Genomic DNA, 13,831 nt, shown 5'->3' on the forward strand with positions numbered 1-13,831 from the left:
GAGAGAGTTAATGGCAGGAAAAGGAAAAAACACGAATATCAAAATCCCTAGATGTGCTTTTTGCGGGAAAGCTGAAGCGCAGGTGGAAAAATTAATTTCGGGTCCGGCGGGGCAATATATCTGCAATCAGTGTATTGATATTTGCAAAGAGATCGTGGATGAAGAACTTTATGGTATGTATGAAGAAGAAATGTTTACGAGCGAAGATATTAATCTTTTAAGACCACGTGAATTAAAAGCTTTTTTGGATCAATATGTCATTGGTCAAGAACGTGCCAAGAAAGTGCTTTCGGTAGCGGTTTATAATCATTATAAAAGAATTTTGTCTGAACAGGAGACAGATGTGGAATTGCAAAAGTCCAATGTCTTGATGCTTGGGCCGACCGGTTCGGGTAAGACACTTCTTGCGCAGACACTGGCAAAGATTCTTGGAGTACCATTTGCAATTGCAGATGCTACAACGCTTACGGAGGCCGGATATGTCGGTGAAGATGTGGAAAATATTTTGTTGAAGCTGATTCAGGCGGCAGATTATGATATTGAACGTGCACAGCGCGGTATTGTTTATATTGATGAGATCGATAAGATTACAAAGAAGTCTGAGAATGTATCTATTACAAGAGATGTATCAGGTGAAGGTGTTCAGCAGGCATTATTGAAGATTCTTGAAGGAACGATAGCATCCGTTCCGCCTAAGGGTGGAAGAAAGCATCCGCAAGCAGAATTGATTCGTATTGATACAACGAATATCTTATTTATCTGCGGCGGTGCATTTGCAGGCATTGATTCAATTATTGAAAACAGAATGAATAAAAAATCAATGGGATTTAATGCAGAACTTGGAAATCCTGAAGGAACCAATCTTGGTGAGGTATTACAAGAAGTGCATCCGCAAGATTTTGTGAAATACGGATTGATTCCGGAGTTTATCGGACGTGTTCCGGTAATTGTATCACTTGACGCACTAGATAAAGAGGCACTTATTAGAATCTTGACAGAGCCGAAGAACTCTTTGGTAAGACAATATAAGACATTGTTTGAATTGGACGGAGTAGAACTTGAATTCGAGGAAGACGCCCTCGTAGCGATTGCTGAAAAAGCACTAGAACGCGAGACCGGAGCTAGAGGTCTTCGAACAATTGTAGAAGATGCAACAATTGATTTGATGTATGATATTCCGTCAGAAAAAGACGTAACAAAGTGCCTGATTACGAAAGAGGTAATTGATAATACCGGTTTCCCTCTTGTTGTTAGAGATGGAAAAGAAATAGAATATAAAGGGAGAGTAAGTTAATCGTGTCGGAAATGAAAAATATCCCGATGGTTGCACTAAAAGAGATGACGATGCTTCCCGGTATGCTGGTGAATTTTGACGTCAGTCGCCAAAAATCCATCAAGGCGATTGAAGCGGCGATGCGAGATGAACAAAAGATATTTATTGCGACGCAAAAAGATCCGGCAAAGGAACAACCGGCCATGGCAGATTTATATGAATATGGTTTGGTTGCTGAGATAAAGCAGATTGTGAAGCTTCAAAAGAATGTGGTGCGTGTACTTGTAATCGGTCAGGTACGCGCACGTCTTGTTTCGTTTGAACTAGAAGAGCCGTATGTCTTAGCGAAAGTTAGCGTGGAATCCAAAAGCGAAAAAGAGCAGGTAGAAGATATTTCGCTAGAAGCAATGCTTCGTGAAATTAAGGATATGGCGTTAGGCTATTGTAAGCTCAATGATAAAATCGGCAAGAGTGTATCAGACAGAATCGAACAGATTGACGAGCTAGAAGATATGATTTATCATGTCGCGAACAGTCTCCCGTTTCGCAACAGAACAAAGTTGCAACTGCTTGCTACGAAAGAACTTGATAAGCAGGCACAGCTTCTTATGGATGAACTTGAAAAGGAAATTGATATCTTTCACATTCGGCAGGATCTGCAGATAAAAGTCAAGGAACGTATTGATAAAAATCAGCGAGAATACGTGCTAAAAGAACAACTTAAATTAATCCGGGAAGAACTAGGCGAAGAAGATGAAGATAGTGAAATCATGGAATTTCAGCGCCAGGTGGAATCTCTTGAGGCATCAGAGGAAGTAAAAGAAAAACTAAAAAAAGAAATTAAGCATCTTAATAAGTTATCGCCGACCTCGTCTGAGAGCGCGGTGACAAGAGGATATATTGAAACATTATTAGCTTTGCCGTGGGATAAGACGTCTGAAGATAATAATGATTTGGATAATGCAGCGAAGATCTTAGCGGAAGATCATTACGGACTTGAAAAGGTAAAAGAAAGAATTCTAGAGTTTTTGGCTGTTCGTAATCTTACGGCAAAGGGCGATAGTCCTATTTTGTGTCTGGTTGGACCGCCGGGAACCGGAAAGACTTCGATTGCACGTAGTGTGGCGAAAGCGTTGAATAAGAAGTATGAACGCATCAGTCTTGGCGGAGTGCATGATGAAGCCGAGATCCGTGGACATAGAAAGACTTATGTGGGAGCTATGCCGGGGCGCATTGTAAATGCACTGAAAAATGCCGGCGTGAAGAATCCTCTTTTACTTCTTGATGAGATTGATAAGGTGTCAAGAGATTATAAAGGGGATACGTTTTCTGCATTGCTTGAGGTATGCGACAGTGAGCAAAATTGCAAATTCCGCGATCACTATGTAGAGCTTCCGGTTGATCTGTCACAGGTGCTTTTTATTGCAACAGCGAATTCGCTTGAAACGATTCCGCGTCCGCTTTTGGATCGTATGGAAATTATTGAGCTAAGTTCTTATCTCGAAACGGAAAAGCTTCATATTGCAAAGGACCATCTTTTAGAAAAACAGATTCAAAAACATGGTCTAAAGAAAAAGCAGCTAACAATTACAGATGCAGCTATGAGCAGAATTATCCGGTATTATACCAAGGAAGCCGGGGTGCGCGGATGTGAGCGTCAGATTGCGAAAGTCTGCCGAAAAGCAGCAAAAGAAATCTATGAAGATGAGAAGAAAACAATCAAGATTACAAAAACCAACCTAGAAGAATATCTTGGAAAAGAAAAATACCGCGATCATTTGAAGAATGATTCCGATGAGGTTGGTGTTGTCAGAGGACTTGCATGGACAAGCGTAGGCGGCGTAACACTAGAAGTTGAAGTAAATGTTATGCCGGGAAAAGGTCAGCTAAAGCTTACAGGACAACTTGGAGATGTCATGAAGGAGTCGGCATATGCGGCATTAAGCTATGTTCGAAGTCAGTCAAAACAATATAAGATTGAAAAGGATTTTTTTGCAGAACATGACATTCATATTCACATTCCGGAAGGCGCTGTGCCAAAAGATGGTCCATCTGCAGGTATTACAATGACGACAGCGCTTTTGTCGGCTGTTACAGGGATTAAGGTGCGAGCCAATCTTTCTATGACAGGTGAGGTGACACTTCGCGGAAGAGTCCTTCCAATCGGAGGATTGAAGGAAAAATTGCTTGCCGCGAAGAATGCCAAGATTGATACGGTCTGCGTACCTAAGAAAAATGAAAATGATGTATTACAGGTGCCGGATGAAGTTACAGATGGAATGAATATTATCTACGTATCAGAAATGTCGCAGGTTTTGAAGGCTGCGCTGATAAAGGAATAAAGACATGGTTATAAAAAATGTAAATTTGGAAACAGTATGTGGATATACAAGTACACTTCCGGACAATACACTTCCGGAAGTGGCTTTTGCAGGAAAATCTAATGTCGGCAAGTCTTCTTTGATTAATGCTTTAATGAATCGCAAAGCTTTAGCGAGGACTTCGGCTCAGCCGGGAAAAACGCAGACGATCAATTATTATAATATTAATGAAGAAATCTATCTGGTTGATCTTCCGGGGTACGGGTTTGCGAAGGTATCTGAGGCTGAGAAGAAAAAATGGGGTGAGATGATTGAAAAGTATCTACATACATCAAAGCAGCTTAAAAAAGTATTTTTGCTAATTGATATTCGCCATAAACCATCGGCAAATGACAAGATGATGTATGACTGGATTGTATATCAGGGGTTTGAACCGGTGATCGTTGCTACAAAGCTTGACAAGCTGAAACGTTCACAGGTGCAAAAGCAGATTAAGATCTTAAAGGAAGGTCTTGAATTAAAGAAAGGAACCACATTGATTCCATTTTCGTCGATCTCGAAGCAGGGACGAGAGGAAATCTGGGCGATTATGGATGAGATTGTGGACACTGAATAAACAAATATGTTATCTTAGTATAAGAGTTTTTTCAGTCTATAAAACGAATAGAAATGAGGTGGTGTTTTGTCAACGAAAGATGAAAATGAAATCAAAATTGAAGTTGAAGAGGATACCATCGTACCTGAAAGACCGGACTATGAAGCCGAGCTGATTGCAATTTTAAAAAGTAGCGCTTCAGATGATGCTATTCGTGAACTTTTAAATGATTATCATGATAACGATATTGCGGAAATCCTAGATGATTTAAGTGCGAAAGAACGAGTGAAATTGTTCCGGATTCTGGGAGATGAAGCAATATCGGATGTATTTGCATATCTGGATGAGGATGTTGCGAAGGAGATTATTTCCGAGCTGGGTATCGATCAGGCAGTCAACATCTTAGAATCCATGGATGCCGATGAAGCCGTTGACATCCTTGAGGAACTTGAAGACGACAAAAGAAATGAACTGATTAACCTGCTTGATGAAGAATCAAAGCAGGATATTCGTATGATTTCTTCTTATGACGATGATGAAATTGGTAGTAAGATGACAACCAATTACATTGTGATCGGAAGAGGTCTTTCCATCCGACAGGCTATGAAGTCTTTAGTGGATCAGGCAGCAGATAATGATAATATCGGAACAATCTATGTTGTAGAAGATGATGAGACATTTTATGGAGCGATTGATTTAAAGGATTTGATTGTTGCGAGAACGCATACGAATCTTGAAGATCTTATTTCGACTTCTTATCCTTATGTCTATGCACATGAAGATATCGCGGAATGTCTTGAAGAAATTAAAGATTATTCGGAAGATTCCATTCCGGTATTGGATAATGACAAGAAGCTGATTGGTGTCATTACAGCGCAGGATGTCATTGAAGTTGTCGATGAAGAAATGGGAGAAGACTATGCGAAGTTAGCCGGATTGATAGGCGAGGAAGATTTAAAGGAACCCTTACTCGAAAGCATGAAAAAGCGTCTTCCGTGGCTTTTGATACTGTTTGTGTTAGGGCTTGTTGTTTCTTCTGTGATTGGTATCTTTGAGGGCGTTGTAGCGCAGCTTACGGTCGTGATTGCTTTTCAGTCCTTGATTCTCGATATGGCAGGTAATGTAGGTACGCAGTCTTTGGCTGTGACGATTCGAGTACTGGTAGATGAGAATCTGACATTTAAGAATAAGGCGAAGCTGGTATTTAAAGAAATGCGTGTAGGATTTACCAATGGTATTTTGCTTGGTATTTTGGCATTTGTTGGAACCGGTTTATATATTCATATTGCAAAAGGATTTGCGGTGCATCAATCATTTGCGATTTCTATGTGTATCGGTATTTCATTGTTGGTAGCGATGATTATATCATCTCTCATGGGAACTTTGATTCCACTTTTCTTTAATAAAATTAAAGTAGACCCTGCAGTGGCGTCGGGACCACTGATTACGACAGTGAATGATTTGGTTGCTGTCGTTAGCTATTACGGACTGACCTGGATTTTGCTGATTAACCTCATGCAGATAACCGGGTGATCAGTCTTGACGAAAGATGGAGAAGAAATAAATTATGGAAGCGAAAACAATTAAAGATGTAGATAACGGAAAGCTCGAGACATTGTTAGAGGAGTTTTCTAAGAATCAAAAAAAAGAAGTTATGAATCAGATTGTTCCACTCCTTGGAACAACAAGAGTCTTAATGCAGGCGAATTTTCCTCCGGAGTTTGATCGCAATCAGTTAAAAGATGCCAAGCAAGGACAGGCGATTAAGCTTCCAAAAGGTGTCAAACCGGTGCCGGCAATATTAAAAAGCAATGAAGGTGGTCATTTCTTCGGTGTCTATACGGGACATGGAGAACTTCCTAAGGAGAATAAATTTCCATTTGTACTGGATATGAAATTCTCGGATTGCTGCAAACTGGCTCAAAATGCTAAATTAGAAGGTATTGTAGTGAATGCATTTTCACACAATGTTACATTTAAAAAACCGGCGATTGATGCATTTGTCAAAGAATTTGCTCAGGGTAAAGTGCCGGTTGTTCCGGGAAAAGAAGTTAAGATGACGCCGGAGCAATTTCATGATATTACAAGAAGAAGTATTGAACTGCATCTTCTTCCGAAGATTTTGTTTGAACAAAAGGAAAAGGGATTCGATTCTATCTGTGAAGGCGGTGAAGGTGCGATTTGTGAGATCTTTTCGGATCCTTATAAGAAGGTTAAGGGATTAGAAAGTCCTTATAAGAGCAGTGACTTTTCGGTGATGGATTTAAATATCACGCAAGATCTTGGTCTTATTCGCATTGATTTGCCGCAAAAAAATGCTCGTCCCGGACATTGTAAAAGAGTCTATATCACCTATTCATTTAGCCTTGATTTGATTCAGTATTATACGATTCATGTACCAAAGCCGAACGAAGAGTCTATGCTTGGATGTGTGATCGAGATAGAAGAAGGAAAGACAAAACATGAAATTCTTGAGCCGGCGCCTAATGAAAGCGCGGAAATGCAAAAGGTGATGGAATTGTCAGAGCAGATTGTTAAAAATCGTATATAAACAAAACGGACATATGATTTATATGTCCGTTTTTTTCTGCGTAGGTATGTTACCTATGAAATCTCTATGATATGTTGTTTAGTAAGTTTCGGCTATTATTAGCAAGCTGTGAAGTTTCGTCCGCAGCAGTAAGAACCTGGAAAGTTGTATCGCTTGCGGTAGAAAGCTCTTCTACATTGTTTTGTGAAGAAGATGCAATGCTTTCTAAAGATTGTGTAATATTACTCATATGATCTTCTAACATCGTAATAGCACCGGCAAAATCCTGCATCATATCAAACATAATCTTCGAATCGTTCTGATAATCGTTACTCGTTTCAACAAGTTTATCATAACCGGAAGTTGTTCGTGTGTTTAGAAAATCGATGACATGTGCAGATTCTTCCGCAAGTTCTTCGACTTTCTCGATTACAATCTTACTGATTTTTTGAATCTGTGTTGCGGTCGTTGAGGTCATATCGGCAAGCTTTGTGATTTCGGAAGCAACAATTGCAAATCCTCGTCCCGAATCACCGGCATGTGCAGCTTCAATGGAAGCATTTAGTGCAAGCAGATTGGTCTGATCGGAAATCTCGAGAATGTTTTCTGTTAATTCTTCAATCTGGCGAACAGCTTTAGAAGCTTCAATCTTCTCGGTCATGGATTTTTCGACTTCTTGCGCCTTTGTAATAACTTCGTTCTTCGTGTCAAGAGAAGCGAGTCTGACATTATGTGCTTTTCGTGAAATTTCTTCCATATAATCAGAATTTTCCTTGGCAGCTGATTGCATATCAGCAAAAGAAGTATCCATTTCATTGGCAACTTCATTCAAATCGGAGATAGAAGTTACAGTCCGATCTAAAGAGGCAGTGAGCTCGTCCATGATAAATGTAATATTTTGAATACCCTCTGCAATGGTTGAAGAACGCTCCGCGATATCATTAATGGAAGTGTTCAGCTGTTCGTGCGTAGATGCCGGTTTAGAAGGAAGCATTTCTTGTTCATCTGCGAAACTATCATCAGGGTTTTCACCGGCTTCTTCACGAAGAAGTCCGGATACAGTAGGAACTTCGTCCGGGTATGTAGATGTTTCGTGATTGGTCTTAGAATAGTTTTTTTCAAAAATCTGAATACCAATAATAACAAGAATCAGCCCAATAACAATGCATACGGCAGTTGCAATCATCTGTTGAATAAAACTACCGCCAATGATTCCGGATGTGAATAGAGCCGGAATAATACCGGCAATCAGCACACCAATGATTCCGGTTGCAAAGAGTGTAGATTTTTGTTTCATAGTTTACCCCCAATATAAAATTACCATTATCTATTATTATAGTGTTTTTGGGTATAAAGTACAAGAAAAAAGACACTGCTACATACAGTAACAGTGTCTCGAATTATATTATTCGTCGATAGAATAGTTCGGTGCTTCTTTTGTGATATGAATATCATGAGGATGAGATTCTTTAAGAGAAGCTGCTGAAATCTTAACGAATTTGCTGTTTTGTTTCAAATCCTCGATTGTCGCACATCCACAGTATCCCATACCTGAGCGAATACCACCGATTAACTGGAAGACGGTATCTTCTACAGAACCCTTATAGGCCACACGTCCTTCGACTCCTTCCGGAACCAGTTTCTTGGCATCTTCCTGGAAGTAACGATCCTTGCTGCCGTTTTCCATAGCGGCAAGAGAACCCATACCACGATAAACTTTAAATTTTCTTCCTTGATAGAATTCGAAGGTTCCCGGAGCTTCGTCACATCCGGCAAACATGCTACCCATCATACAGGTGTTGGCGCCGGCAGCAAGTGCTTTGACCATATCACCGGAATACTTAAGACCACCGTCTGCGATGATTGGAATACCGGCATCTTTTGCTGCTTCATAACAATCCATAACAGCGGTAATCTGTGGAACACCGATACCTGCAACGACACGGGTTGTACAGATAGAACCAGGTCCAATACCAACCTTTACAGCATCAACTCCGGCATCAATTAATGCTTTCGTTGCTTCTCCGGTTGCTACATTACCTGCAATCACTTGAAGATCCGGATATTTCTTCTTAATATTGGCAGCAGCCTCAATCACATTTTTGGAATGGCCATGAGCGGAATCTAAAACGATCACATCAACATGTGCCTCAACGAGGGCTGCAATACGATCCATCATATTAGCAGTAAATCCGACTCCTGCGCCGCACAAGAGACGACCTTGATCATCCTTGGCAGAATTTGGATATTTGATCTGTTTTTCAATATCTTTAATGGTAATCAGTCCGCGAAGCTTGAAATTGTCATCTACAATCGGAAGCTTTTCTTTTCTTGATTTTGCCAAAATCTTCTTCGCATCTTCTAAGGAGATACCGACAGGTGCAGTGCTTAAGTTCTCACTGGTCATGCATTCTGAAATCTTCTTGGTATAATCTTCTTCGAATTTTAAATCACGGTTTGTGATGATACCGATGAGTGTTCCGTCTTCTTTCGTAATCGGAACACCGGAAATCTTGTATTTTGCCATCAGATTATCGGCATCTTGAAGTGTATGCTCTGCAGAAAGGAAGAATGGATCTGTAATGACTCCGTTCTCGGAACGTTTTACTTTATCGACCTCATCTGCCTGCTGTTCGATAGACATATTTTTGTGAATGATTCCGATACCACCTTGACGAGCCATGGCGATTGCCATACGGTGTTCGGTAACGGTATCCATACCAGCACTCATCATAGGGATGTTAAGTTTGATTTTTTTTGTAAGATAAGTAGTAAGGTCAACCATATTTGGTGTTACTTCTGAATAAGACGGAACCAAAAGTACGTCATCAAATGTAATTCCTTCGCCGATAATACGAGCCATTTTTTTTTCCTCTCTTTCGTTGAATCTATATTTTATTTGAAATGGTGAATTGCCCACCAATTACCCGTAACTAGGGGATTTTAGTAAGTTTAGCAAAGTTATATAACGAAGTCAATAAAAGAAGTTCACAATTTTAAGAAAGTATGATATGATTTTTTGTGGACAATGGCGTTCCGACTTAGGAGCACTTTGTCTTTTTTTATGTTACAATGGAAAAAACTGACAGTTAGGAGAGTCGAATTATGCAGTTTCGCCCATGTATTGATATTCATGCAGGAAAGGTAAAGCAGATTGTCGGAAGCTCGATTACCGATGCATCTTCAAAGGTTAAGGAGAATTTCGTGTCGGATCGGGATGCGGCAGATTTTGCAAATTTATATAAGAAGAAACACATTACGGGAGGACATATTATTCTTTTGGATAAGAAAGGAACTCCTGATTATGAAGCAACAAAAAAGCAAGCAATTTCTGCTTTGCACGCATACCCGAATGGGATGCAGGTTGGCGGAGGAATAACGCCGCAGAGTGCAATCGAGTTTTTGGAGGCAGGAGCATCACATGTGATTGTGACTTCCTATGTGTTCTCTGAAGGTAGAATTAATTATGACAGATTAAAGGAGTTGTCGAATCAGGTTGGCAAGGAGCACCTGGTATTGGATGTGAGTGCCCGAAGAAAAGATGACGACTATTATGTTGTGACAGACAGATGGCAGAAGTTTACGCAAGAGAAGATTAGTGAAGCTTTTTTGGATGAGCTAAGTAGCTATGCGGATGAATTTTTGATTCACGCAGTAGATGTAGAAGGAAAGAATAGTGGAATAGAAAGTGAACTTGCGCAGATGCTCGGTCAGTGGGGTAAGATTCCATTGACGTATGCCGGTGGGATTTCATCCATGGAAGATATTGATACCATATACCGGCTTGGTGGTGGAAATATTAATGTGACGATAGGAAGTGCCATGGATACATTTGGCGGTTCATTGAAATTGGAAGAAGTATTGAATAGAATTCAAAGTTATCAGTAAAGGAGTAACATTATGGGAAGATACACAAAAGAAGATATTATAAGAATGGTAGAAGAAGAAGGGGTGGAGTTTATACGCCTTCAATTTACCGATATGTTTGGACAACTCAAAAATGTGGCGATTACATCAAGTCAGCTTGATAAAGCGCTAAGCAATAAATGTATGTTTGACGGTTCGTCGATAGATGGATTTGTCCGGATTGAAGAGTCGGATATGTATCTGATACCGGATTACGAGACGTTTGAGGTGTTTCCATGGAGACCACAGCAGGGAAAAGTGGCGCGTGTGATCTGCGATATATACAGACCAAACCAGGAACCGTTTGAAGGGGATCCTCGCTATATATTAAGACGCGCTATTGAGGATGCAGCGAAGGATGGCTATACATTCAATGTGGGACCGGAGTGCGAATTTTTCCTGTTCCACACAGATGATGACGGACAGCCGACAACGATTTCTCATGAGCGCGCCGGTTATTTTGATCTAGGACCGATTGATCTTGGGGAAAATACAAGGCGAGATATGGTGCTTTCATTGGAAGATATGGGATTTGAAATTGAAGCATCGCATCATGAAGTGGCACCTGCGCAGCATGAAATTGATTTTAAATATGAAGAAGCGATGCATGCCGCAGATAATATTATGACATTTAAATTGACAGTTAAAACAATTGCAAAGCGTCATGGCATGTATGCAACATTTATGCCAAAACCGAAATATGGAATTGCCGGTTCCGGTATGCATATTAATATGTCATTGTTTAAAGATGGAAAAAATATTTTTGAAAATCAAAGTGATGAACTTGGTCTTAGCAAAGAAGCGTACTATTTTATCGGTGGGTTGATAAAACATATCAAAGGAATGACCGCAATTACGAATCCGCTGGTAAATTCTTATAAAAGATTGGTGCCGGGCTTTGAAGCACCAAATCATATTGCCTGGTCATCGGTGAATAGAAGTCCGCTGATTCGTATTCCGGCATCAAGAGGAGCGTCTACGAGAGTGGAACTTAGATGTCCGGATCCGGCTGCAAATCCATACCTGTGTCTGGCCGTTTGCCTTGAGGCTGGTCTTGATGGAATTCGTAATAAAATTGAGCCGCCGGCACCGGTAAATGAAAATGTGTACGAGATGTCCGATGAGGAACTAGAGCGTCGGGGAATCGAATATCTTCCGGAGAATTTGCTTTTGGCTGTTCGCGAGCTTGAAAAAGATGAATTTATCAAGGGAGTGCTTGGCTCTCATATTTCACAAAAATATATTACGGCTAAGAAGACCGAATGGATGGAATATCGCGAGCAGGTAACAAAGTGGGAAGTTGATGAGTATTTGTATAAGTATTAGAGAACCCGTTGGAGAGGAATGGTGCATAGATGCTAAGTATTGTGGTAGCATTCCCAAAGCCGGAAGTCGGTAGAAGTATCCGAAATATTTTGATTAAAAATGGATATGACGTAGCAGCTGTTTGCACAACGGGAGGTCAGGCAATCGGTAAGATACAAGATCTTGAATATGGGATTTTGATTTCGGCATACCGGTTTGTGGATATGACTTGCGAAGAAATGGTGGAATATGTTCCTCAAAATTTTGAGATGTTGCTTATTACATCAAAAGCGGTCTTGCTTGAAGATGGCAATCGAAATATCGTCTCATGTTCGATGCCGCTTAAGGTACATGAACTGCTGAGCACTCTTGAGATGATGATATATGGCATGGAACGGCGGCGCAAGAAGGACAAGGCGCAACCGAAGAAAAGAAGTGTAAAGGAACAACAAATCATCGATCAGGCCAAGCATATTTTGATGGAACGAAATCAGCTGAGTGAGGAGCAGGCACATAAGTATCTGCAAAAGACCAGCATGGATTCGGCAACGTCACTTACGGAAACGGCGCAGATGATTATTAGTATGATGGATGGCTAAAGGGAAAAGATATACATAAATATATAAATTAGGAGGATTACTTATTATGTTTGAGGTAAACGAGAATTATTTAAAGCTTCCGGGCAGTTACTTATTTAGTAACATAGCAAAAAAGGTGAGTGATTTTACACAGGCTCATCCAGAGAAAGAGATTATCCGATTGGGTATCGGTGATGTCACGCAGCCTCTTGCGCCGGCGATTATTGAGGCGCTTCACAAAGCGGTTGACGAGATGGCAAATGCAGATACGTTTCAGGGATATGCGCCGGATCTTGGATACGAATTTTTGCGTAATACGATTGCGCAAAATGATTATAAGGCAAGGGGCTGTGAAATCAGCGCAGACGAAATCTTTGTATCGGATGGTGCAAAGTCGGATTCCGGTAATATTCAGGAACTGTTTTCACAAGATGCCAAAATTGCAGTATGCGATCCGGTCTATCCGGTTTATGTAGATTCAAATGTTATGGCGGGAAGAACCGGAACCTATGATCCTAAGACGGAGACATGGAGCAGGGTGATTTATATGCCAACGACCATGGAGAATCATTTTGTGCCGGAATTTCCAAAGGAGACACCACAGATGATTTATCTTTGTTGTCCGAATAACCCAACGGGTACAACGCTTACAAAAGCACAATTGCAAGAATGGGTAGATTATGCAAATCGTGTTGGAGCAGTCATTATCTATGATGCTGCCTATGAGGCTTATATATCAGAAGAGGATGTGCCGCATTCAATCTATGAATGTGAAGGAGCAAGAACCTGTGCAATTGAAATTAAGAGCTTTTCAAAAAATGCAGGTTTTACCGGAGTGCGACTTGGTTACACCGTTGTGCCAAAAGACCTTAAAAGTAAAAATGCGTCGCTTCATGATATGTGGGCGCGTCGTCACGGAACCAAGTTTAATGGTGCGCCGTATATTCAGCAAAGAGCAGGAGAAGCGGTATATTCACAAGCAGGTAAAGCGCAGCTTAAAGAACAGATTGCTTATTATATGAAGAATGCAGCAGTTATAAAGCAGGGACTTAAGGATGCAGGCTATACTGTGTTTGGCGGTGTTAACGCACCTTATATCTGGTTGAAGACACCGAATAATATGACAAGCTGGGAGTTCTTTGATGATTTACTAGAGCGTGCCAATGTTGTTGGAACTCCGGGATCCGGATTTGGACCGAGCGGTGAAGGATATTTTCGTTTGACAGCATTTGGAACTTATGAAAATTCGCTCGCAGCACTCGAAAGAATCAAAAGTATGTAAGAGGCGTTACGGTTATAGTTGACTTTAACGCTTTAAAGTGC

General features: G+C 40.7%; 11 protein-coding genes. 9 read left to right on the forward strand and 2 right to left on the reverse strand.

Translation table 11 applies throughout. The annotated features are described in order from the left end of the window. Nucleotides 1-10 precede the first annotated feature (10 nt). From clpX to BLS20_RS02040, 5 genes are all read left to right on the forward strand, one after another. On the forward strand, nt 11-1,294 hold the full coding sequence (gene clpX / locus BLS20_RS02020; RefSeq protein WP_090171686.1) for an ATP-dependent Clp protease ATP-binding subunit ClpX: 1,284 nt from the start codon (nt 11-13) through the stop codon (nt 1,292-1,294). A gap of 11 nt (nt 1,295-1,305) precedes the next feature. Beyond that, nucleotides 1,306-3,615, forward strand: coding sequence for an endopeptidase La (lon, locus tag BLS20_RS02025; RefSeq protein ID WP_090172029.1), 2,310 nt, complete (start codon nt 1,306-1,308; stop codon nt 3,613-3,615). 4 nt (nt 3,616-3,619) lie between these two features. After that, on the forward strand, nt 3,620-4,210 hold the full coding sequence (gene yihA / locus BLS20_RS02030; RefSeq protein WP_090171687.1) for a ribosome biogenesis GTP-binding protein YihA/YsxC: 591 nt from the start codon (nt 3,620-3,622) through the stop codon (nt 4,208-4,210). Nucleotides 4,211-4,276: 66 nt separating this feature from the next. After that, the gene (gene mgtE, locus BLS20_RS02035; protein WP_242870511.1) at nt 4,277-5,722 is read left to right on the forward strand and encodes a magnesium transporter; all 1,446 of its coding nucleotides are present in this window, start codon (nt 4,277-4,279) and stop codon (nt 5,720-5,722) included. A gap of 34 nt (nt 5,723-5,756) precedes the next feature. After that, a complete protein-coding gene (locus BLS20_RS02040; RefSeq protein WP_090171688.1) occupies nt 5,757-6,740 on the forward strand; it encodes an SseB family protein in 984 nt (327 codons plus the stop codon). Between the two features lie 64 nt (nt 6,741-6,804). Here BLS20_RS02040 and BLS20_RS02045 read toward each other — a convergent pair whose 3' ends face one another. Together BLS20_RS02045 and guaB are read right to left on the reverse strand one after the other, a co-directional pair. Continuing rightward, on the reverse strand, nt 6,805-8,016 hold the full coding sequence (locus tag BLS20_RS02045; protein WP_090171689.1) for a methyl-accepting chemotaxis protein: 1,212 nt from the start codon (nt 8,014-8,016) through the stop codon (nt 6,805-6,807). A 108-nt stretch (nt 8,017-8,124) separates the two neighbouring features. Then, nucleotides 8,125-9,582, reverse strand: a complete 1,458-nt coding sequence (gene guaB / locus BLS20_RS02050; protein WP_090171690.1) for an IMP dehydrogenase — start codon at nt 9,580-9,582, stop codon at nt 8,125-8,127. Between the two features lie 242 nt (nt 9,583-9,824). Here guaB and hisA point away from each other — a divergent pair, with 242 nt between their 5' ends. Genes hisA through BLS20_RS02070 form a run of 4 tightly spaced genes read left to right on the forward strand, consistent with a single transcriptional unit; the run spans nt 9,825 to nt 13,790 of the window. After that, nucleotides 9,825-10,607, forward strand: a complete 783-nt coding sequence (gene hisA, locus BLS20_RS02055; RefSeq protein ID WP_090171691.1) for a phosphoribosylformimino-5-aminoimidazole carboxamide ribotide isomerase — start codon at nt 9,825-9,827, stop codon at nt 10,605-10,607. Nucleotides 10,608-10,619: 12 nt separating this feature from the next. Further along, nucleotides 10,620-11,951: a type I glutamate--ammonia ligase gene (gene glnA / locus BLS20_RS02060; protein ID WP_090171692.1), complete on the forward strand. Its 1,332-nt coding sequence runs from the start codon at nt 10,620-10,622 to the stop codon at nt 11,949-11,951. Between the two features lie 29 nt (nt 11,952-11,980). After that, a complete protein-coding gene (locus BLS20_RS02065; protein ID WP_090171693.1) occupies nt 11,981-12,529 on the forward strand; it encodes an ANTAR domain-containing response regulator in 549 nt (182 codons plus the stop codon). Between the two features lie 46 nt (nt 12,530-12,575). After that, complete coding sequence (locus tag BLS20_RS02070) at nt 12,576-13,790, forward strand: LL-diaminopimelate aminotransferase (RefSeq protein WP_090171694.1); 1,215 nt, start codon at nt 12,576-12,578, stop codon at nt 13,788-13,790. Nucleotides 13,791-13,831 lie beyond the last annotated feature (41 nt).

The sequence above is a fragment of the Eubacterium oxidoreducens genome (assembly GCF_900104415.1).
Taxonomy (GTDB): Bacteria; Bacillota; Clostridia; order Lachnospirales; family Lachnospiraceae; genus Eubacterium_C; species Eubacterium_C oxidoreducens.

Excerpts from the sequence above, each read along its gene's own strand:
- lon (WP_090172029.1), top strand. The coding sequence starts at position 1,306 with ATGAAAAATATCCCGATGGTTGCACTAAAAGAGATGACGATGCTTCCC.
- guaB (WP_090171690.1), bottom strand. The coding sequence starts at position 9,582 with ATGGCTCGTATTATCGGCGAAGGAATTACATTTGATGACGTACTTTTG.
- BLS20_RS02040 (WP_090171688.1), top strand. The coding sequence starts at position 5,757 with ATGGAAGCGAAAACAATTAAAGATGTAGATAACGGAAAGCTCGAGACA.
- BLS20_RS02070 (WP_090171694.1), top strand. The coding sequence starts at position 12,576 with ATGTTTGAGGTAAACGAGAATTATTTAAAGCTTCCGGGCAGTTACTTA.
- clpX (WP_090171686.1), top strand. The coding sequence starts at position 11 with ATGGCAGGAAAAGGAAAAAACACGAATATCAAAATCCCTAGATGTGCT.
- BLS20_RS02065 (WP_090171693.1), top strand. The coding sequence starts at position 11,981 with ATGCTAAGTATTGTGGTAGCATTCCCAAAGCCGGAAGTCGGTAGAAGT.
- glnA (WP_090171692.1), top strand. The coding sequence starts at position 10,620 with ATGGGAAGATACACAAAAGAAGATATTATAAGAATGGTAGAAGAAGAA.
- hisA (WP_090171691.1), top strand. The coding sequence starts at position 9,825 with ATGCAGTTTCGCCCATGTATTGATATTCATGCAGGAAAGGTAAAGCAG.
- yihA (WP_090171687.1), top strand. The coding sequence starts at position 3,620 with ATGGTTATAAAAAATGTAAATTTGGAAACAGTATGTGGATATACAAGT.
- BLS20_RS02045 (WP_090171689.1), bottom strand. The coding sequence starts at position 8,016 with ATGAAACAAAAATCTACACTCTTTGCAACCGGAATCATTGGTGTGCTG.